At 66.4% G+C, this 20,478-nt stretch carries 18 protein-coding genes; 10 read left to right on the top strand and 8 right to left on the bottom strand.

What is annotated here, in order from left to right; translation table 11 throughout:
- Position 1: 1 nt before the first annotated feature.
- Both LV475_RS00635 and wrbA read right to left on the bottom strand, forming a co-directional pair.
- On the bottom strand, positions 2 to 1,129 hold the full coding sequence (locus tag LV475_RS00635; RefSeq protein WP_136867150.1) for a CapA family protein: 1,128 nt from the start codon (positions 1,127 to 1,129) through the stop codon (positions 2 to 4).
- 126 nt (positions 1,130 to 1,255) lie between these two features.
- Entirely contained in the window at positions 1,256 to 1,855 is a 600-nt protein-coding gene (gene wrbA, locus LV475_RS00630; RefSeq protein WP_136867149.1) for an NAD(P)H:quinone oxidoreductase, read from the bottom strand.
- Positions 1,856 to 2,080: 225 nt separating this feature from the next.
- On the opposite strand from wrbA, the gene LV475_RS00625 reads away from it, so the two are divergent.
- A complete protein-coding gene (locus tag LV475_RS00625; RefSeq protein ID WP_136867148.1) occupies positions 2,081 to 3,460 on the top strand; it encodes a GGDEF domain-containing protein in 1,380 nt (459 codons plus the stop codon).
- Between the two features lie 384 nt (positions 3,461 to 3,844).
- Here the strand turns inward: LV475_RS00625 and LV475_RS00620 are convergent, their stop codons facing one another.
- The gene (locus LV475_RS00620) at positions 3,845 to 4,408 is read right to left on the bottom strand and encodes a phosphate-starvation-inducible PsiE family protein (RefSeq protein ID WP_136867147.1); all 564 of its coding nucleotides are present in this window, start codon (positions 4,406 to 4,408) and stop codon (positions 3,845 to 3,847) included.
- 134 nt (positions 4,409 to 4,542) lie between these two features.
- On the opposite strand from LV475_RS00620, the gene LV475_RS00615 reads away from it, so the two are divergent.
- Positions 4,543 to 5,274, top strand: a complete 732-nt coding sequence (locus LV475_RS00615) for a DUF72 domain-containing protein (RefSeq protein ID WP_136867146.1) — start codon at positions 4,543 to 4,545, stop codon at positions 5,272 to 5,274.
- Between the two features lie 8 nt (positions 5,275 to 5,282).
- Here the strand turns inward: LV475_RS00615 and LV475_RS00610 are convergent, their stop codons facing one another.
- The gene (locus LV475_RS00610; RefSeq protein WP_136867145.1) at positions 5,283 to 6,083 is read right to left on the bottom strand and encodes a class I SAM-dependent methyltransferase; all 801 of its coding nucleotides are present in this window, start codon (positions 6,081 to 6,083) and stop codon (positions 5,283 to 5,285) included.
- A gap of 120 nt (positions 6,084 to 6,203) precedes the next feature.
- Here LV475_RS00610 and LV475_RS00605 point away from each other — a divergent pair, with 120 nt between their 5' ends.
- The 3 genes from LV475_RS00605 to LV475_RS00595 are packed head-to-tail and all read left to right on the top strand — an operon-like array spanning position 6,204 to position 7,309.
- Positions 6,204 to 6,584 carry a DUF2173 family protein gene (locus LV475_RS00605; RefSeq protein ID WP_136867144.1) on the top strand — a complete coding sequence of 127 codons (381 nt, stop codon included), beginning with the start codon at positions 6,204 to 6,206 and terminating at the stop codon, positions 6,582 to 6,584.
- 37 nt (positions 6,585 to 6,621) lie between these two features.
- Positions 6,622 to 6,960 (top strand): DUF2173 family protein, encoded by a 339-nt coding sequence (locus tag LV475_RS00600; protein WP_136867143.1) that lies wholly within the window; start codon positions 6,622 to 6,624, stop codon positions 6,958 to 6,960.
- Positions 6,961 to 6,970: 10 nt separating this feature from the next.
- Positions 6,971 to 7,309: a DUF2173 family protein gene (locus LV475_RS00595; protein ID WP_169303620.1), complete on the top strand. Its 339-nt coding sequence runs from the start codon at positions 6,971 to 6,973 to the stop codon at positions 7,307 to 7,309.
- 131 nt (positions 7,310 to 7,440) lie between these two features.
- Here the strand turns inward: LV475_RS00595 and LV475_RS00590 are convergent, their stop codons facing one another.
- The 3 genes from LV475_RS00590 to LV475_RS00580 form a co-directional block, all read right to left on the bottom strand.
- Positions 7,441 to 8,361 (bottom strand): Tim44 domain-containing protein, encoded by a 921-nt coding sequence (locus tag LV475_RS00590; RefSeq protein ID WP_136867141.1) that lies wholly within the window; start codon positions 8,359 to 8,361, stop codon positions 7,441 to 7,443.
- A gap of 145 nt (positions 8,362 to 8,506) precedes the next feature.
- On the bottom strand, positions 8,507 to 9,451 hold the full coding sequence (locus LV475_RS00585) for a universal stress protein (RefSeq protein ID WP_250105546.1): 945 nt from the start codon (positions 9,449 to 9,451) through the stop codon (positions 8,507 to 8,509).
- Positions 9,448 to 11,847 (bottom strand): Lon protease family protein, encoded by a 2,400-nt coding sequence (locus LV475_RS00580; protein WP_250105545.1) that lies wholly within the window; start codon positions 11,845 to 11,847, stop codon positions 9,448 to 9,450. Before LV475_RS00580 ends, LV475_RS00585 begins: the two co-directional genes overlap by 4 nt.
- 184 nt (positions 11,848 to 12,031) lie before the next feature.
- Here LV475_RS00580 and LV475_RS00575 point away from each other — a divergent pair, with 184 nt between their 5' ends.
- The 5 genes from LV475_RS00575 to LV475_RS00555 all read left to right on the top strand — a co-directional run bounded on the left by LV475_RS00575 (position 12,032) and on the right by LV475_RS00555 (position 19,374).
- Positions 12,032 to 13,393: an alanine/glycine:cation symporter family protein gene (locus tag LV475_RS00575; RefSeq protein WP_136867138.1), complete on the top strand. Its 1,362-nt coding sequence runs from the start codon at positions 12,032 to 12,034 to the stop codon at positions 13,391 to 13,393.
- Positions 13,390 to 13,683 (top strand): hypothetical protein, encoded by a 294-nt coding sequence (locus LV475_RS00570; RefSeq protein ID WP_136867137.1) that lies wholly within the window; start codon positions 13,390 to 13,392, stop codon positions 13,681 to 13,683. The genes LV475_RS00575 and LV475_RS00570 overlap by 4 nt, the downstream gene beginning before the upstream one ends.
- A 409-nt stretch (positions 13,684 to 14,092) precedes the next feature.
- Positions 14,093 to 16,612, top strand: coding sequence for an outer membrane beta-barrel protein (locus LV475_RS00565; RefSeq protein WP_282097230.1), 2,520 nt, complete (start codon positions 14,093 to 14,095; stop codon positions 16,610 to 16,612).
- 301 nt (positions 16,613 to 16,913) lie between these two features.
- Positions 16,914 to 18,101: a hypothetical protein gene (locus tag LV475_RS00560; protein ID WP_136867135.1), complete on the top strand. Its 1,188-nt coding sequence runs from the start codon at positions 16,914 to 16,916 to the stop codon at positions 18,099 to 18,101.
- 127 nt (positions 18,102 to 18,228) lie between these two features.
- Positions 18,229 to 19,374, top strand: coding sequence for a hypothetical protein (locus LV475_RS00555; protein ID WP_136867134.1), 1,146 nt, complete (start codon positions 18,229 to 18,231; stop codon positions 19,372 to 19,374).
- 99 nt (positions 19,375 to 19,473) lie between these two features.
- On the opposite strand, the gene LV475_RS00550 is transcribed toward LV475_RS00555, so the two are convergent.
- Positions 19,474 to 20,478: a M48 family metallopeptidase gene (locus LV475_RS00550; RefSeq protein WP_136867133.1), complete on the bottom strand. Its 1,005-nt coding sequence runs from the start codon at positions 20,476 to 20,478 to the stop codon at positions 19,474 to 19,476.

Raw genomic sequence — 20,478 nt, 5'->3', positions numbered from 1 at the left:
CTTACTCCTCCCAACGGCAGGTCAGGTGGGCGCCGGAATCGATGACCCGTCCACCAAAGCGTTGCGCCTGTCGGTCGATCACGCCCAGCAGCCAGTCCCGGTCCGGTGGTATACAGGCCTGCAACTGCAGGCGGCGGATCGCGAACGGATCGAGTTCGAGGCGCTCCAGGCGTCCGCGGCGCAGGGTGGGCCGATAGAGCAGGGCCAGGTCGGATCGATACGGGGTGGTCTCGCCGATGCCCTCGTAGTCGTTGATCAGATCGCCGCAGCCGTAAAGGATCAGGCGATCGTGGTGCACTTCGAACGCTCGCGGGTGGTGCGAGGAGTGGCCGTGGACCAGGTCGACGTGCGCCTCGTCGACCAATGCGTGGGCAAACCGCCGATGCGCCTCGGGGATCGAGTAGCCCCAGTTGCTGCCCCAGTGGATCGAGAACACCACCGTGTCACCCGGTTGGCGATGGGCGTGGATGAGGCGCGCCAGTCGCTCGATCGCCGCCTCGTCAAGCGCGGGCAGGTATTGCACGCCGGGGTTCGATTCGCCGGCCGCCCAGTCGGCCGGGACGCCGCTGTCGCCGTGACCGGCGGCGAACACGAGCAGGCGTGCACCGTGTCCGTCGGAGAGGATGGCGGGACGCTCGACCTCCGCACGGTCGCGGCCGGCGCCGACCGAGGCAATGCCGGCGGCATCCAGGGTGTCGAGCGTCTCGACCAGTCCAGCGCGCCCCCAGTCGAGCACGTGGTTGTTCGCCAGCACGAGGCAGTCGGGGGTGATCTCGGTCAGGCAGCCGATGTTTGCCGGATTCAGACGATAGTGGATGCCTTTCCCCGGCCACGGCGTGTCGTTGGTGGTGATCGCGTTCTCAAGGTTGAGGATGCGTCGTCGCGCCCTGTCGGCGAGCATCTCCCGCGCCGCGCCCCAGACGTAGCGGGCGTCGACGCCACGGGGCACGGGGCCGTTTTTCCGCTCGGCCAGCCGGACGTACTCGCGCGCGTCTCGCACGTAGCCCTCGAACAGGATGGGATCGGAGGGCGTGGCCAGGATCTGGTCGATGCCGCGCCCGAGCATGACGTCCCCGCCCAGCAGCAGCGGCAAATCGGCAGGCGCATTCGTGGAGGATGGATGGCTCATCGTGACACGTGACCGACCTCCTCGAGCGGCAGGAAACGGTTCGGCCGGTCAGGCAAGTAACACCCTTGGCCGGCTCGAGGTCGACTCGTGGATACTCTCTCAGGCGGCCAACGCCGCCGGCCGCTCCTAGCGGCAGAGTTTGCTGGTGATCTCGGCCACGTGCCGGCCCTGGTAGCGAGCAATGGTGAGTTCGCGTTCGCTCGGCTGACGGCTGCCGTCGCCGCCGGCCAGTGTGCCGGCGCCGTACGGGCCGCCGCCGCGAGCCTCGGAGATATCGAACATTTCGGGGATGCCGTAGGGCGTGCCGACGATCACCATGCCGAGATGGGCCAGCGTGTTCCAGGTGGAGGTGATGGTGGTCTCGTTGCCCGCGCCGGTGCCGGTGGAGGTGAACACGCTGCCCACCTTGCCGATCAGCTTGCCCTCGGCCCACAGGCTGCCGGTCTGATCGAGAAAATTGCGCATCTGTGCGGCCATGTTGCCGAAGCGCGTGGGCGTGCCGATGATCACGGCGTCATAGTCATCCAGCTCCTTGGGGTCGGCGATCGGGGCGAACTGGTCGAGCTTGGCCCCGGCCTTCTTCGCCGTCTCCTCGTCCATCAGCTCCGGCACGCGCTTGATGGTGACGTCGGTGCCGTCGACGTCGGCGGCGCCGCTGGCAACCGCCTGCGCCATGGTCTCGATGTGGCCGTACATGGAGTAGTAGAGAACGAGAACCTTGCTCATGCATTCACCTCGGTTGGTGGTTGACGTGGAGGACGGTTCATCGACAGCCCGGCGACGGCTTGAACCGAATGTCCGCAAGGGTAGACCACGAGGACGCGCCCTGGGTGATGGGGTTGGGTGCAGGGATTGGCCCGGGCGCTTATTTCCGCGCAGATCAAGGGGTTATTAATCCATCACGGCATGCTAATGTTCCGCGTCAAAACGCATATAAGGACGGGAACAGGGATGAGTTTCTACCGATCAAAGCATGTCTTTCGCGCGTTGGCCTGGGGCATGGTGTCCTTGGGGGTTCTCACCGGCGCGATCTTTCCGCTGGTGGCCGTTGAACTGGGCGTGTCGGCCGAGCTGGCACTGTCGCCCACCTTCGTCGGCACCACGTTGGCGGCCGGTCTGATCGTCGGCGGGCTGAACTTCGCGCTCGCCAGTCGGATCGTCCGTCCCCGCCTGCGTCGGTTGACCGGCAAGATGCGCCAGGTCCGGTCGGCGATGGATCAGGCCACCTACACGGGCGACTGGTCCGAATGCGACCCGGCCGTCTGCCAGTTGAAGGAGCAGGCCGAGGATGAACTCGGTGACGTGGCCGACAGCTACAACGCCCTGTTGCAGGCGCTTCACGCGGCCCACCGCGTCGAGGAGCGCATCCAGAACTTCAACAACACCCTCTCCAGCCAGCTCGACCTGCATGATCTCAGCGAGCAGGCCCTGTCGCTGTTGATCGAGCATTCCGAGGCCGACGGCGGCGCGATCATCCTGGAAAAGCAGGGCGAGTGGACCATTCCCGCGTCCACCGGCCTGATCGAGCCCGAGGCGATCCTCAAGAGCCCCGCCTTGCAGGCCGCCCACGAGCAGGCCGAAGTGCGCCGTTTCGACCTGCCCGAGGAGGTCCGGGTCGATGCGGTGCTTTCGCACTTCACGCCCAGCGATGTCCTCCTCTTGCCGATCAAGCACCATGGCCTGCTGCTGGGCTGGGTGGTGCTGGCCGCAGCCTCGCCGTTCAGCGACAAGACCACTCGCCTGCTGCCCCTGATGATCCAGGGCCTGGGCCTGGCGCTGAACAACGCCCTGCTGCACGACGACCTGCAACGCGTCGCGGCGCTCGACCCGCTGACCGGTCTCTACAACCGCCGTTTCGGCATGAAGCGACTCGAGGAAGAGCTGGCCCGCATCCAGCGCAACCAGACGCCGCTTTCCCTGATCATCGTCGACCTGGATCACTTCAAGCGTCTCAACGACACCTATGGTCACCTGGCGGGCGACAAGGTGCTGGTCCGCGCGGCAAGCGTCATCCGCGACATGCTGCGCAAGGGCGACGTGGTCATGCGCTACGGCGGCGAGGAGTTCATCGCCATCCTGCCGGGCTCGGATATCGAGGACGGCGCGGACATCGCCGAGCGCATTCGCTTTGCCCTGGCGCAGAGTCGGGTCGAGGTCGCCGGCCATACCCTGTCGGTGACCGCCAGCATCGGCATCGCCTGCACGGCCGATGACCGTCTCAGCAGTGCCGAGCCGCTGATGAAACTGGCCGACTCGCGTCTGTATGCCGCCAAGTCCGGCGGTCGCGACCGGGTCATTGCCGAGGGGGCCGGCGAGGCGCTTGCCAGTTAGGGAAGCTCTGCGCGATGCGATGGCATCCCTGGCTGGCGGATTTGTTCGCAATCAAGGCGCCGGACCGAAGACGGGCCCAGGGTAATCACTCGGGCCCGTCGCGGGGCGGAAACGCCGAGTGCGAGCAACCCCGCGAGCCCCGTTCGGGCGGGCCACCAAGGGCCATTTTCGGCGTCGCGGGTTTCGCCCGTGAACCCCGCCCTTCGGGTCGGCTCGCGCCGGCCGGATCGGCGTCCTGCCGATCCGGTTCAGTCCTTGCAAAGGGCGACGGCCCTTCACGGCGGGCTGCGCCTTGCATCTGGAGCCCTTGGAGGTCCCGCCGAGACGCCATCGAATCGTGCAGCGCTTCCTTGGGTTTCTTAGGTTCGGACACGACGGCCCTAATCACGCCCCATTCCCGTCACGGGGGTGGGGCGCTTGCGTTCGTGCCCGAGTCCCGTTCGACCCGGTGACGGTTGGCGTGGCCTCCTGGTCGATGCGAATGGCGTCGCGTTGCTCGATCAGCCAGTAGACCGCCCCCAGTGCCACCACCCCCACCGACAAGGCCAGCAGCATCATCGGCGTCGTACTCGACATGTCGAGAATGATGAACTTGCGGGCCAGGGCGAGCAGGGCGATCAGGATGACGATCTTGGTCTGGATGATGTGCTCGCGCCTTTCAATGACCTTGATGATCGAGTGTTGGAATTCCATCGCGATCAACAGGGTCAGGATCGCGCCGAACAGCTTCTGGAACACGCTGTGATCCAGCACGTTCTGGTGCTGAAGCACGAGCGTGTTCACCACGAGTCGCAATAACTCCCAAAGCGCCAGCAGGATCACCACCGCAACGATCACGCCCAGTACGGCGGCGATGACCTGTTCGAATCGCTCGGACAAGGTCATGACCTTCCAGTAGCGCCGCAGGTCCGAGGTGTGTCGGGTTCGACGAAGGTGAATATGCGCCATGTGATTACCCCCTGGCGGATCGATGAGGAGAGCCTGGCGATTCCACGCCTATCTCACCGCGAACAGTGGGGGCGTGTCGTTGTCGATTCAAGGTCGTCTACCCTCGAACGACACGCAATCGACGAGGGCAAGGCATGGCGCTCTACATCGGCACCTCGGGATGGAATTACCCGCATTGGCGTGAGGCGTTCTACCCGGCCGGGTTACCCTCGACCGACTGGCTGGACTTCTACGCTCAGCGGTTCTCCAGCGTCGAGATCAACGCCAGTTTCTACCGCCTGCCCAGCCCGACAACCGTGGATGCCTGGCGTGAGGCGGTCGGCCCGGACTTCCGGTTCGCGGTAAAGGCCAGCCGATACATCACCCACCTCAAGAAACTCAACGACCCGGCGGCGAGCACGGCCGACTTCGTCGAGCGCATCGATCGCCTGGGAGAGCGACTCGGGCCGATCCTGTTCCAGTTGCCGCCCCACTGGCACGTCAATGTCGAGCGTCTCGCCGCGTTTCTGGAGGCGTTGCCCAGCGGGTATCGCTACGCCTTCGAGTTTCGCGACCGCAGTTGGTGGGACCCGGCCGTCACCGACCTGCTGGCCGCGCACGGGGCCGCCTTCTGCGTCTTCGACCTCGACGGGCGGACCACCCCGTTCCTGGAAACGGCCGATTTCGTCTACCTGCGCTGGCACGGGGCCGACGGGGCGTATCGCGACGGTTACGGCGAGGCCCGACTCGAGGCGCTGGCCCGCCGGATCCGGGCCTGGCGCGATGACGGGCGGGATGTCTACGCCTATTTCGACAACGATGCCGACGCACAGGCACCGAGGGATGCCGCCCGGCTACGCGAGCTCCTCGGTTGCGATCGGGCGTGATGGTCGCCTCATCGCCCCGGGTGAGGCCGGAGACGACCCACGCGTAGCGTGAGTGGCCATTGCACCGGTCTCGGCTTCGAGGGAGGTCCCCATGGCGGGGCGATCCGTTCGGCCAGGTCGGTGACGGGGTCGTGACCGGTCGCCTGTCGGTAGCGTGCCGTGGCCGACCAGCTGCGCAGGTAACCCAGCAGATCCTCGAGGGTCCATGCCGCTTCCATCGAGAATGCCGGTGCGGGCGTGCGCTCGAACGGGAAGTGCAGGTCTCGATAGCCGGTTTCCACGTGGCGGCGTTCGGGTGGCCAGTATGGACCGACCACGTCCCGGTAAAACGTCGAGATTTCGGCGTCGATCGACGCCACGCCGGTTTCCATCCCTCCGTAGCACCACTGCGCCATCAGCCCGTCGGGGCGAAGCACGCGCTGTGCTTCCCGGTTGAAGGCCTGCACATCGAACCAGTGCAACGCCTGTGCGACCACCACCAGGTCCACGCTCGCGGTGGCCAGCCCGGAGGAATGGGCAGGGGCCCGGCGAAAGGCCACCCCGTCGAGGGCGGGCGCCTGGGCCAATTGCGCGGGGCTGATGTCGGTCGCGACGACCTGATCGACGTGCGGCGCCAACAATCGGGCCACCTGTCCGTTGCCGGTGCCGCAATCCCAGGCAAGCCTGCGGCCCGGTGCGCGATCCACCAGCCAATGGATCAGCGTCTTCGGGTAACCGGGGCGGTGACGCGCGTACGTCGACGCAATCGGGTCGAAGTGGCCACGCGTGGACGATGTCGGTGGCGAATCAGGGGGGGAGTTCCGCGTCATTCTGCACTCCGTATAAGCCAGAACACATTGAAATCAAAAGATTCAATATAAGAAACGCCGCTTTTCCATCGCCGTGGGGTCTATAACCATGATACTGAGTCCAGAAGAGGGGCGACATTTATGAGTTTGGTAAGCGATCTGATGGGCCAAACCGGGGTCGTGGCGGCCGGCAACTTCGCCTACCGTGGTGACCAGTATTACCACCACAAGGGCGATCTGTCCGAAGTGGAGACCAAGCTGGTCTCGACCCTGTGCCGGGCGAATACGGCGGCCGTGCGCATGGAAGGCGACATGCTGGCGTTGTTCTCCCGCGTCTGTCAGCCCAGTGCCGGCGGCTGCGGTTTCGAGCCGACCAAGGGCTGGGTGGTACACGGCAAGTCGCGCAGCATCTGCGTAATCTCGAACGTCTATTGCGTGCTCGACAACGAACGGGCCTCGTTGACCAAGGTGCTCGGCCTGATGCGCGAGCGTCTGGCGAATGCCCCCGATGTGCTGATCTGATGACGGCGGGCGACCGTCCCACCAAGGAGGAATGACCATGTCCGATCTCAAGACACTCAGTTCGATGCCCGGCGCGGTTGCCGCCTTTCAGTTCGACGATGACGGCCGTCTCGAGGACGCCGTGATCACCGACGAGGCCGCCATCGATCGAGACACCCTCGACCTGCTGGGTCATCTATGCATCGCCAACATGGCCATCGGTGCCATGCAGGCGCGTGGCTGGGAAGGCATGAGTGACGTCAAGGGCTTCTACCCGGTCGAGGGCTTCACCTTCGTCGGGCTGGATTGGTCCGCCGTTTCGCGAGGCCGGCAAGGTGTCGTGTTGTCCAATGACCGGGCCGACTACGACGCCGCCTACAAGGCCCTGGCGGGGTGAGGAGGATGTCATGCTCAAGCAACTGCTCGATATCAAGGGCGTGGAGGCCGTGGCCCATTTCCGCGAGGAATCCGGCGAGCCGTGGCAGGTGCACGGCGACTTGTCCGAGGCCGAAGCCAACCGCCTGACTCGCCTGGCGCACGACTTCAAGCGCATGACACAGGGGCATGCTGACCAGCTGGCCCTGTTCGTCAACCAGCCGGGCTGGACGCCGGCCAATGGCTGGATCGTCCATGGCGGCCAGCGCACCGTCTGCGGCGTGGCCAGCATGGTCGCGGTGGTCGACAGTGCCGAGGCCAATCTCACCGAGGTGATGAAGGGGCTGGCCCGCGAGGCCTTCTTCCTCTGACGCCCAGGCGACGCCCAGGAGCTTGCTACCGGCTCGACGTGATAACAAGAAACCCCGTGCATCGCTCGATGCACGGGGTTTCTTTGGTCAATGACGTTCCGACCGACAGGGGGTGTGTCAGTGATTCCGGGTCAGGTGTTCTGGCGGATGCCGGCGATCAACCAGTTGGCATCCTCCTCGTCGAGGTGGCGGGTCACGAGCCAGGTCTCGTCGAGTGCCTCGGCGCTTGCGTCACGCGCCTCGCGCACCTGCCCGGTAAAGCGCACGGCGGCGACCAGCTCACGGCCTTCCTCGCCCAGGTCTTCCAGCGAGACGTCGAGGTCGACCACCTCGGTCACGTTCTCGGCATCCCCCAGGGCGGCGCGTTCGCGGACCAGCTCACGGAACAGCTCGGGCGTGACGAATTCGCGGATCTCGTCCATGCGGTTCGCGTCCCATGCCAGCTGCAGGTTGGTGAAGTGGGTGCGCGCCGCGCCGAGAAAGCGGGTCTCGTCGAACCAGGCGGGCGGCTGGTAGTCGCCCGATCCACCGAAACGGAACTCGTCCATCAGCGATCCCGGACGCACGCCTTGCGTGCCCGTGCTCGAACGATCGAATGCCTCGTTGCGGGTCCGGGCCTGCGCGAGTGAATCGTCGGTCGGCGCCGGGTCGTTGCCGCCGGCATAGGCAGGACGGCCGCGCGCCATTCCGTTGGCCCCGCCACGCAGGTGACGGATCAGGAGAAACGCGCCGACGGCCAGCAACAGGATCAGCAGGAAGTCCATCGGCTGAAGCCCCTCGAAGGCACCGCCCATGAACATCCACGCCAGCAGGCCGCCGGCGGCCAGCCCCGCGAACATGCCGCCCAGGCCGGCGCCCGGGCTGCGGGTGGCCTTCTGGTCGGTCGTGGCCTGACGCTGCGTGGTGGTCTGCGAGCTCTTCTGGCCCTGGAAGCCGAAGCTCTTGCCGCCACCGAAGCGCTTGGCCTCGGCCGGCGAGCTGAGCGTCACGGCCAGCAGGGCGCTGACCGCGAGCAGAACCAGGGTGCGGGCGAGGGATTGGCTGGACGTCATGGGGTCTCCTGCGATCCGGGTGATGGGCCGGGGATGAGCCGGGGGTGTTGGTCACTGACTCACGCGGCAAGGCCGCGTGTCGGCAGCAGGGGATGCTACCACGCGGCTTGTCGGTCGGTGCCCGGTTTGCGCGCCGCGACGAGCCCTATACCGGGGCAGACGGGACCAGGATCACCGGATGGTGGATGTCGGCAATCAGGTCGGCCAGCGGTCGGCCAATCGTCGCACCGGCGTCAGCGGCGAGGACCACCACCGACGCCCGGGTTTGCTGCAGGGTGCGCAGCAAGGTTGGGTCGGGTGCCGATTCGACATCGGCCGATGGGGCATCGATCAACTCCAGGACCAGCGGCGGTTCGCCCTCCTGGCGCCAGGCAACCAGCGACGGCAGGGTGGCCGGGTCGATGCCCGGGTGCATGAACAGGTGGCAGGGGCGGTCGGTGGCCACGGCGATGGCGTGCGCGGCGAGGACTACGGTCTCGGCGGCCGATTGGGAGGTCAGCAGGGCGACAACCGGCGCACGTCGCTCCTCGGTCCGTTGCGGGGCGCGGGCGGTTGTCGATCGGCCTACCGGGTGGGCGGCGGGTCGGACGATCCGCCGGACCGGTTTCATCTCGCTCTCGGTGGTCGCCTGCCAGAGCAGCAGCCGGCGACACCCGCTTTCCAGCAGGCGCCGGGCAACCGAGCCCAGTCGTGCCCCGTGGCCGGCCGACCAGCCGGTCTTGCCCATCACCACCCAGTCGGCGGTCTGCGCGGCGGCGCGGACGCTCTCGAACACCGGGCCGGTGACCACGTCCAGGCGCCAGCGCAACGGGGCATCGCGGTCGAGCTCGGTCAGCATCGTCTCGATCTGGTGGCGCTGCTGGGCCAGGCGCGTAAGCAGTGTCTCGCGGTCGAAGGGACGCGACTCACCCGACAATGCGCTGATCTCGCGGGTGAACGGGTGGCCGGCCGAGGCGTGCAGGTCCTGGTCCTCGACGAACAGGGCGATCAGTTCGCCGTGCTGCTGCCGTGCCAGTCGGGCGGCGCTGGTCAGCGCCGCCCGACTGGTCGGCGAGGCGTCGATCAGTAACAGGACTTGCGGGCTGCTCATCCCGGCCCGGTCCCGTCAGGCTCGTGTCGATCCCGCCCGCGATCGTGACGCGTGGCGCGGGCGAAGCGAGCGAGGCGTTCGACCACGCGGCCATTGAGGCTCTCGGGCGGGAAGTTGCCGTGTGTATCGCGTTCCCCCGGCTCCAGCCCGGTGAGTAAGTCGAGGGCCTGCTCGACGTGCTCGATCGCGTGGATGGCGAAGCGACCGGCCCCGACCGCGCTACGCACCTCCGGGTCGAGCATCAGGTGCGGCCGGTTGCTCGCCGGGATAATCACCCCGTGCGAGCCATCGAGCCCTCGGTCGCGGCAGATGCGGAAAAAGCCCTCGATCTTCTCGTTGACCCCACCGATGGCCTGCACCTCGCCGAGCTGGTTGATCGAGCCGGTCACCGCGAATGACTGGCGGATCGATACCCGAGCGATCGCCGAGACCAGGGCGGCGACCTCGGCCACCGAGGCCGAATCGCCGTCGATCGAGCCGTACATCTGTTCGAAGGCGAGGCTGGCCGACAGGGACAACTCGCCGTCCGGGGCGTAGCGGCTGGCGAGATAGCGCGAGAGGATCATCACCGCCTTGGCGTGGATGTTGCCGCCGAGCTTGGCCTCGCGTTCGATGTCGACCACCTGGCCGCGGCCCGGGCGGGCGGTGGCGGTGATGCGCGTGGGCAGCCCGAAACGGAATCCCCCCAGCTCGCTGACGGCAAGCCCGTTGACCGCGCCGACCCGTTCGCCCTGGGTGGGCACGTTCAGCGTGCCGCGCAGGATCGCCTCGACCGCCCGCTCGCGCAGCCGCTCGGCGCGCTGCTCCTGGCGGCGGATGGCCATCTCGACGTGGTGACCGGCGATGTGGTTGGCGTGACTGGTGCCGGCCAGGTGGTTGGCCTCCGCGAGCAGGTCGGCCATCGGGCGGGTCCCGGCGGCGAGCTTGTCGCGATCGTCGGCCAGGCGGCTGGCGTGCTCGATGCTGCGGGCGACAGCGCCCCGGTCCAGCGGCTTGAGACCGTCCCGTCGGGCGATCGCGGCCAGCGTGCGGGCGTAGTCCATCTCGCTCTCGGCGGCGCGGGGCAGGGTGTCCTCGAAGTCGGCCTGGACCTTGAACAGCTTGGCGAAATCCGGGTCGTACTCGGCCAGCAGGTAATAGAGCAGGCGGTCGCCGATCAGCACCACCTTGACGTTGAGCGGGATCGGGTCCGGCTCGAGCGTGATCGTGGTGAACACCGCGTAGAGCTGCTCCAGCGACTCGATCCGGACCTGCTTGCCGTAGATCGCCCGCTTGAGCGTTTCCCAGGCGAATGGCTGCATCAGGATCTGGCGGGCGTGCAGGATCAGGTACCCACCGTTGGCCCGGTGCAGGGCGCCGGCCCGGATCAGGCGGAAGTCGGTGAGCAGCGCGCCTTCCCGGAAGTAGTGCTCGATGCGCCCGATCAGGCGTGCGTGGGTAGGTAGGTCCTCGTAGATCACCGGCGCGCCGTGCAGCTCGGCGTTATCGACGATCAGGTTGATCTGGTACTGGTTGAGGATCTCCTCGGGAACGGCGCTGCTGTCGTCCTCGAGGTCGTTGACGTGCGAGATGATGTCGTCCCGGATCGAGCCGATGAACCGGGTCACGTCGGGCAGGCGCGCCCAGCGTTCCTCGAGGGCCTGCAGTTGCTGACCAACCGCCACGCGCAGCATCTCCTCGTTAAGCGCCTGCAGGCGCTCGCGCGCCTCCTTCTGCCATTTCGGGATCTGCTGCAGCGTCTGTTTGAGTTTGACCTCGAGCTCGTCGATGGCCGCCTGCCAGGCCTTCTGCTCTTCCTCGGGCAGCTCGCTGAACGCCTCGGGGTCGAGGATCCTTCCGTCTCGATAGGGACCCAGCGTGAAACCGTTGGGGGTGCTGACCATCGCGATATGCCGCGCCTCGGCCTCCTTGCTGATCGCGGCGATGGCCTCGTGCTGGCGGCGCTTGTAGGTTTCGCGCAGTTCCTGGATGCGGTTGTGGTACTCGTCGCTCTCGAACACCGCCGGAATGGCCGTGCGGAACTCGTTGACCAGGTTGTCCAGCTCCGTTTGCAGGTCGCGCCCGGCCCGGGCGGGCAGTTTTAGCAGGCGGGGCTTGTCCGGGTCGTCGAAGTTGTACACGTAGGCCCAGCTCGGCGGCGGGGCATCCCGGCGCGCGCGCTGCTCGAGGAAGTCGCGCACCACGGCGTACTTGCCGCTGCCGGTCGCGCCGAGGGCATAGAGGTTGAAGCCCCCGTCAGCGATCTCGGTGCCGAAGGTCAGGGCCTCGAGCGCCCGCTCCTGGCCCGGCGGGGCGGCCGGCGGATCGAGCTCGGCGGTCGTCTCGAACGGCAACGAGCTCGCCGGGCAGGGGCGGTAGAGTTGATCGGCTTCCAGCCGGGTAGGCGCGTCGGCCATGAGTGCCTCTCGAGTCCGTGGGGACGATGCAACCGAGACTAGCATGCGCTCGACACCGTGGTAGCGGTCAAACGGGCGTCAGGTGCCCATCGCACTGGCATATCGGCGGGAAAACCGGTTAGGGTTTGCAGCTATTGCGCGCGAACCACCCACGCGAAATCACCAAAGGGAGTGAGCAGACACGATGGACGCAGTGACCGAGTTTCTTGGCAGCATCAGTGGATTCGTCTGGGGGCCGGTGATGTTGGCCCTGTTGCTCGGCACGGGGGTGTATCTCACCGCCGGGCTGCGCGGCATGCCGATCCGTCGCATCGGCTACGGCTTTCGCCAGCTGTTCCGTGGCCGTCACGCGGGCAAGGACGACCGGGGCGACATCACCCCCTTCCAGGCCCTGGCCACGGCGCTCTCGGCGACCATCGGCACGGGCAACATCGCCGGGGTGGCCACCGCGATCGCCCTGGGCGGGCCCGGCGCGATCTTCTGGATGTGGCTGACCGCGCTGGTGGGCATGGCGACCAAGTATTCCGAGGCCGTGCTGGCGGTGCGCTATCGCGAGGTCGACGAGCGCGGTCGCTACGTGGGCGGGCCGATGTACTACATCAAGAACGGCATGGGCGCGAAGTGGAAATGGCTGGGCGCGGCCTTTGCCCTGTTCGCCATGATCGCCGCCTTCGGCATCGGCAACACCGTGCAGGCCAACTCGGTGGCCGACGTGCTCGAGTCCAACCTCGCCATTCCCGACTGGGCCACCGGTCTGGTGCTGGCCGCGCTGGTGTTCGTGGTGATCATCGGCGGCATCCGCCGCATCGCGCACCTGGCCGAGTACCTGGTGCCGTCGATGGCGATTCTCTACGTCGGCTTTGCCCTGGTGATCATCCTGCTGAACATCACCGACGTGCCGGCGGCCCTCGCGCAGATCGTCAGTGACGCCTTTACCGGCACGGCGGCGACCGGCGGGTTCGCCGGGGCGGCCGTCTGGGCGGCGATCCGCTTCGGGGTCGCCCGCGGCATCTTCTCCAACGAGGCGGGCCTGGGCTCGGCGCCGATCGCCCACGCCGCGGCACAGACCAACGACCCGGTCCGCCAGGGCACCATCGCGATGCTGGGCACCTTCATCGACACCATCATCATCTGCACCATGACCGCGCTGGTGATCGTGCTTTCCGGTGTCTGGGAGACTGGCGAGAGCGGCGCGGCGCTCACCTCGGCGGCCTTCGCCCAGAGCCTGGGCGGGGGTAACTGGGTGGTCACCGGCGGGCTGGTCCTGTTCGCCTTCACCACCATCGTGGCCTGGAGCTACTACGGTGAGCGAAGTGCCGAGTACCTGTTCGGCGTGAAGGTGATCAAGCCATACCGCTACGTCTGGGTGGGGGCGTTGTTTATCGGGGCGATCGCCAACCTCGAGCTGATCTGGCTGGTGGCCGACATCCTTAATGCCCTGATGGCCATCCCGAACCTGATCGCGTTGATCGCCCTGTCGGGCACCGTGTTCGCCATCACGCGCGAGTACTTCGCCCGCGCCGAAAACCGGGAGACGAAACCATGAATCGAGTGGTGACCGGCCGCCTAGCCGTCAGAGGGGCGATCCTTGCGGGGTTGGTGTTCCTTGCCGGCTGTGCCATGACGGGTCCGGGAGGCGATCAACGCACGGTCATCATCCACCCGGGCGGTGATCCCTCGCTCACCCCGGTGAGCATCCCGGCCGGCCATCTGCCGCCACCGGGCGAATGCCGTATCTGGTACCCGGATCGCAGCCCGGGCGACCAGCCGCCGCCGGGCAATTGTCGCGATCTTCAACACCACGTGCCGCCCGGCGCCGTGCTGGTGCGCGGCTGATCGGGGGTCATGCACGGGTTCGATGAGCCATCACGTCAGCTGGCCACCGGGCCCGGACGGGGCGGCGCCGATTGACTCGCCCCCGTGGAGATCGTGTAAGGCCGAATCGTCCGCGTGTCGCGACGTTGCAACGGTTGCTTAACAACCTAATCGACATTTCACCTCATCAGGCGTATCTAAGTGGGCATACAGGCGAGTGATCCATGAAGGGATCCGTCATCTCGACCGCCTGCGCAGAAGGAGGTCTGCCATGTCCACACGCCTTTCCCGGTCGATTGCCATCGCCCTCGGCGCGGTGTCCGTCGGTCCGCTGACCGTTTATGCCTAGGACGCGGCTCCACTACCGGCCAAGCCCGGTGCGTCGGCAGCGGAAAACGCGTCGAGTGAAACGCCGTCCAGTGGCCACGCCCTGGGCGGTTTTCTGTTCTTCCCCCAGCTGACCGTGACCACGCTGTACGACACCAACATCTACGGCGTGAACGGGTCGGTGCCGGTCGACAAGGACGACCCCCGGGGCCCGATCGAGGACGAGACCGCGGATACTGTCGGCATCCTCTCGCCCAGCCTGGCGGTGCGTTCGGACTGGGACAGCCACGAGCTGAACTTCAACGCCGGGGCCGACCTCGCGCGCTACCGCGACAACAGCGACGAGAACTACGACGACTTCTGGCTCAATGCCGATGGGCGCTACGACATCAACACGGTGTCGAACGTCTTCGGTGGCCTGGGCTATACCCGGACGCACGAGGATCGCACCTCGCCGGAGGGCGCGGCCGGGATCGAGCCGGTGACCTACGACAGCCTGGATGCCCACGGCGGTTACGCCCGGCGCATCGGCCGGACCGTGCTGCGCCTCGGCGGCACCGCCCAGCGCCTCGACTACGACAGCGGTATCACTGTCGACGGTGTACCGATCAACCATGACGACCGCGACCGGGATATCTACGCCCTCGGCGCGCGACTGACCTACCTCCACTCCCCCCGGGTGCAGCCGTTCGTCCAGGCCTCGACGGAGACCCGCCGTTACCGGGATTCACGCGACGACCTGGATTACCGCCGTGATTCGGATGGGCAACGGCTTGCCGTGGGTGCCACCTTCGATTCCGGTTCGGGGGTCAGCGGCGAGGTATACGGCGGCCTGCTTTACCAGGATTATGACGACCCGCGTTTTTCCTCGATCACGACGCCCGACGTCGGAGCGCAGGTGAACTGGCAGGTCACGCCATTCACTCGCCTGCGCGGTGCGATCGATCGGTCTCTCGAGGAGACCACCTACTGGCAGATCGAGGATGGGGTGCCGGTGGTGTCGTCTGGCTACCTCTACAGCCGCGCCGAGGCCAGTGTCGAGCACCGCTTGACGCCCCGCACGACCCTCTCCGCGCTGGCCTCCTACGGTCAGGTGGACTACCAGGAGGTCGATCGCACCGACGACCTGATCAGTGCCGGGGTGGGTGTCGAGTACCGGCTGACCCGGAACCTCCTGCTGCAGTTCGACTACCGCCACTTCCAGCGCGACTCCGATTTCCGCGCCCCGTTCAATGAAAAGCAGGATCAGTTCAACGGCGACCTGTTCGACGGCAACTACCAGCGTGACCAGTTCTACCTGCGCTTGAAGGCATTGCTCTACCCGGTGCGTGAGCCGGCGGTCGTTGCGGGCACGTTCTCCGGGTTGGCCGACACGCGCGGTTCCGGACTCGGCGGCGGTTTCTACGCCGGTGCGCAGGCCGGGGTGAGTGGCATGGCTACCGACACCACCGGCCCGCGCGGCGAGCAAGGCACCGATACCGCCACCATGGTCGGCAACGGCTGGAACACCGGCTTGTTCGCCGGCTGGGGCCTGACGACCGCCAACCACTGGTATGGCGGTATCGAGATCGAGGGCGCCCGCAGCGGTGCCGACTGGGATCATGCCAAGGACAAGTCGACCAGCCGCACCTTTTCGTTGGACATGAACGACAGCTGGGGGGCGAGTCTCCGCGGCGGTCGAGTGCTGGCCAACGGGGCGCTGCTTTACGGGCAGCTCGGCATGGTCCGTAGCGAGTTCGACACCTTCTACCAGGCCAACGACGCCCCGCAGAACGCCGCGGACGAGTCGGACGACCAGACCGGCACCAGCTACGGGGTGGGTGTCGACGTGCCGGCGGGCAAGCACCTGTTCTGGCGCATGGGTTACAGCATCACGGATTACGATGGCTACGACGTGGTCTACAACACCACGCCCGACGGCGTGGAGCGGTTCGAAACCCGGGAAGGGCTGTTCCGCCTCGGCCTGGGTTGGCGCTTCGGCGCCCAGGACTACGCACCGGTTGATCCGACGGAGGGCGATATTGGTGGCTTCTACGCCGGTGCACAGGTCGGGCACACCCTGCTGCGCTCCGATCTCGATGCGATTCATAACGACGGTGGCTCCAACCCGGGCCGCTCTCGCCTGCAGGCCAGCTTTGGCAACGACGGCGTAAGCACCGGCGTGTTTACCGGTTACGGCTGGCAGTGGGATCGGATCTATCTCGGCCTGGAACTGGACGTCGAGAACAGCGGCGCGGAATGGGAGCACCTACGCGAACCCACCGGTCGCGATTTTTCCGTGGAGCAGAAGGGCGGCCAAGCGCTATCGGCGCGGTTGGGTTACCAGCTGGACAACGGCACGCTGCTCTACGCCCGGCTGGGCAAGGCGCGTAGCCAGTTCAACTATCGCTATCGCAAGGGCGAGAACCCGGACAACGACATCAATCGCGATGTCAGCGAGATCGGCACGCGCATCGGCCTGGGTGCCGAGCTGCCGCTGACGCCCAACACCTTCGTGCGGCTGGACTACAACCGCACGGACTACGGTGACATCCGGTTCGCGACCACCCACGACAATACCGACACGGTGAAAGTGGACAACGAGATCGATCAGTTCCGGCTCGGGGTAGGCTTCCGTTTCTAGCCCGTTTCCGCCCTGGGGCGGTTCCATTTGACCGCGCAAAAATAACCCCGCCGTCGAGCGGGGTTTCGTATTTCCGGGGGATGTTGGGCGCTGAGTCCTCAGGTGAAAACGGCGGTGGAGGGCCCAAATGGCGCCAGTCGCGCGATCAGGTAACCGACTGTTTTTCTGTGGATTTATTCGGTAGTTGGTTTGATAAATCCGTGTTGGTCTGGTCTGTAAAATTTGATGGGCTTGCCACCTTGTCACAAGAAGTTTATGGGCATATGAGTGAATTGGGAAAGCTGAGAAAGGAGGCTCCCTCATGAACACGAAATCGCTTTTTAATACCAACCGCAAACGCCTGACCGCGAGCCTGGTGGCGGCCGGTGTGTTGGCAGTGCCGATGCTGGTCGGTAACACCTACACGCACAACCTCATGCCGATCTCGTCGGTTCATGCGGCTTCCGACCACGGTCAGGGTGGCCAGGGTGCCGGTGGCGCCATGAAAGGTCAGGGTGGCATCGGTGGCGCCGGGGGTATCTCCGGTGGCCAGCAGAGCATGGATGTCAACGACGTGCTGCGTGGTCAGGGGGCTGGCGGTCGTGATGCCGTCGGTGGAAGTGGTCGCCCGGACGACAAGGGGCCGCCGGAAGGCGATGGTCCGAGCACGGACATGGGTGGAGGCAACCCGAACGCCGGTGACCGCATGGGTGACTTGTACGGGGATCTGTACGTCGTCCTGCGCGACCCGCTCACGGGGGCGCCGATTCTGGATGACGAAGGCCGCGTGCAACTCCTCGATGCCGAGGGCAACGTGATTCCGTACCTCTCCGATGATCCGGAAGACGAGGGCTTCACGGAGGTGGCCGACGAGTCTCTGCTTCAGGAAGTCGCGTTTGACCGCCTGAACCTCGCCCGGTCTCCGCAGGCGGTGCTGAGCCACTCGCTTGACACGGCACTCGAGACGATCGCGCTGGATGCCGATGGTGTGTTCGAGTTCGACGCGGCCGGTCGCATCGTGATCGAGGACGCTGACGGTGTGGTTTACACCATCGACTCCCCGCTCGAGAACCTGGCGCTCTACCAGGACGCGATTATCCGCCTGAACGACGACATCGATGGCAACGAGACGTTCACCCTGGACCAGACCGACTCCCTGCTGGCCGCCGCGGCGAGCAAGTTCGGCAACGTGACGCTCGACATGGTGGTCTACCTGAACACCATCCTCGGCCTGAACCAGGAGGTCACGGATCCGGACACGGGCGCCACCACCATGGATTGGGTCGACCTGGCGAGCTTCACCTACGATCGCCTCGAGGCGTATGACGGTGTCATGGTGAGCTACCTGACCGATCCGGAAGGTGACGGGACCTACATCACGGTCACCGAGCCGCTGGTCGATGCCGTGTTCGATGGCGAAGCCGCCACTGGCGAGGGCGCCACGGGCTACGCCTTGTCCACGGACGACGCCGTGCAGGTCATCGAGTTCATCCACGAACCGATTCACTGATTCGCCTGGTGAGGTGGAATGGCTGGTAGCCATCTTGAAGACCCCCGTACACCGGGGGTCTTTTTTCGCCATTGCTCTCAAGAAAGACGAGCAATCAGCACAAACGGGTAATCCCGAGGGGATTCAAATGACGATCACGAATTCGGTCAAGACCACGTATCGACCGTTGTTTGCCAGCCTGGCCGTCGCCGGGCTGGTTTCGGGGTCGATGTTCATCGACAGGGGGCCTGCCGCGCCGTTTACCGCCGTCCCGGCCGTTCAGGCGGCCGAGGGCGGTCATTCCGGGGGGCATGCCGGTGGCGGGCATTCGTCCGGCGGCGGCCACGATACCGGCACGACGCACACCGATGACCACACGGACGATCACGCCGACAGCGACCATGGAAAGAAAGGTCCGGGCGGCAAGGGTGGCACCGGGGGCAAGGGCGGCGGCCATGCCGGGTCCGGAAGTCAGCACCTGGTCGATAGCGTGTTCCGCGGCCAGGGGCGAGACAGCCTCGATCGCATTCAAGGCGGTTCGGCGGGCAAGGGCAGCCTGTACGGGGATCTCTACGTGATCCTGCGGGAACCCGACGGCTCGCCCGAGCTGGACAACCTGGGGCGGGTGCAGTTCGTGGATGCCGACGGCAACGTGATCCCCTACGCCTCCGACGACCCCGAGGCGGAAGGCTTTACCGAGGTGGTCGACGAGAACGCGTTGCAGGAAGTGGAGTTCGAGCGGCTAAACGTCGGCCGTGCCCCGCCATCCGTGCTGGACCACGCGTTCGAGGAGGCGCTACGCACGCTGTCGCTGGATGCCGATGGCGAGATCGAGACCGATGCCGCCGGTCGGTTCCTGGTGGTGGATGCCGATGGCAATGAACTGACCATCGACTCGCCGCTGGCGAACCTGTCGCTGTACCGGGCCGCGCTCACCGAGGGCAGCTGGACGTTGCAGGAGGCCGCCGCGTTCCTGGGGGGCGCCGCGTCCAAGACGAAAGCGATCACGGTCGATACGGTGGTCTACCTCAACACCATTCTCGGTATCAACAATGCCGAGGACGGCTATTACGATCTATCCGGGTTCGCCTATGATCGAACCGCGATTCACGGCGGCAGCGTGACCTACCTGACCGACCCGGACGGCGACGGCGTCTTCGTGGAGCGGACCGAATCGATCATGGATGCCGTGTTCGGTGGTTCGACCTACAGCGGTACCGGCGCCGATGCCTTTGCCCAGGCAGCGGATGACGCCCGCGCCGTGATCGAGTTCACCCACGAACCGATCCACTGAGAACGGCGACGACCGCCAAGCCATCGTGCCCCGTAGGAGCGCCTTCAGGCGCGATAGCTTGATGTTGCCACCTGTGCGTTTCGCGGCCAACAGCCGCTCCTACGGCGACGGCTGGCCTTCCAGCCGCCGAATCCGTTCGTCGAGCGGCGGGTGGGTGTCGAACAGGCGGGCGCCGCCGGCGCGGAACAGGAAGGCGTGGTTCATCTCCGCGGCGGCGTCGGACTCCACCCGGGAGGAGGCGCCGCCCTTGAGTTTCTCGAAGGCGCTTTTCAGGCCGTCGGGATAGCGGGTGAACTGCACGGCGGAGGCATCCGCGAGGAACTCGCGCTGGCGGCTGACGGCCGCTTGCAGGATGCGACCGAAGAACACGGTCAGCAGCCCCACCAGCGCGATGGCCGCCGCGCCCACCAGCATGGCGATGCGCAGGCGGGCGTCCCGCCGGCCCGGGCCCACGCCGACGTGGAACCACCAGCGGGCGACGAAGAACAGAAAGGTAAAGCCGAACACCATCGCCGCCACGCGCACGGAGAGCTTGATGTCGCTATTGGCGATGTGGCCGAACTCGTGGGCGACCACCCCGGCCAGCTCGTCACGACTCAGGTTGTCCAGCGCGCCCTGGGTCACGGCCACGGCGGCGTTCTCCGGTTTCGTGCCGGCGGCGAAGGCATTGATCCCGGCCTCACGGTCGAGCACGAACACGCGCGGCCGGGGCAGGGCGGCCGCGATCGCCATCTCGTCGACCACGTTCAGGTACTGGCGTTCGGCCGGGCTGAGATTGGTTTCGCCCGCGCCGGTGAGCTCTCGCCCGCCGAGCGACTGGGCGACCTTGGCGCCGTCCGAGCGCGTGAACCACCGAAACAGGGTGACCAGGAGGATGCCGCCGCCAGTCAGGCCGGCCGCCCAGGCGACGGCCTGCCACGTGGCGTCGGTCGGCAGGCTGGATACGGCACCCGGCTGGTTGGCCTGGGCCTGCTCGCCGAGTGTCAGGGCGAGCCAGACCAGCCCGCCCACGGCCGCCGCCGCGACGATCAGCAGGAGCACGTACAGTCCCACGAGTATCCGTGTCTGTCGCCGCGCCAGGTCCTGTTGTTCGCGAAAATCCAT

The sequence above is a fragment of the Guyparkeria hydrothermalis genome (assembly GCF_023555375.1).
In the GTDB taxonomy this organism is placed as follows: Bacteria; Pseudomonadota; Gammaproteobacteria; order Halothiobacillales; family Halothiobacillaceae; genus Guyparkeria; species Guyparkeria hydrothermalis.
This window is presented reverse-complemented; position numbering and strand designations above follow the sequence as displayed.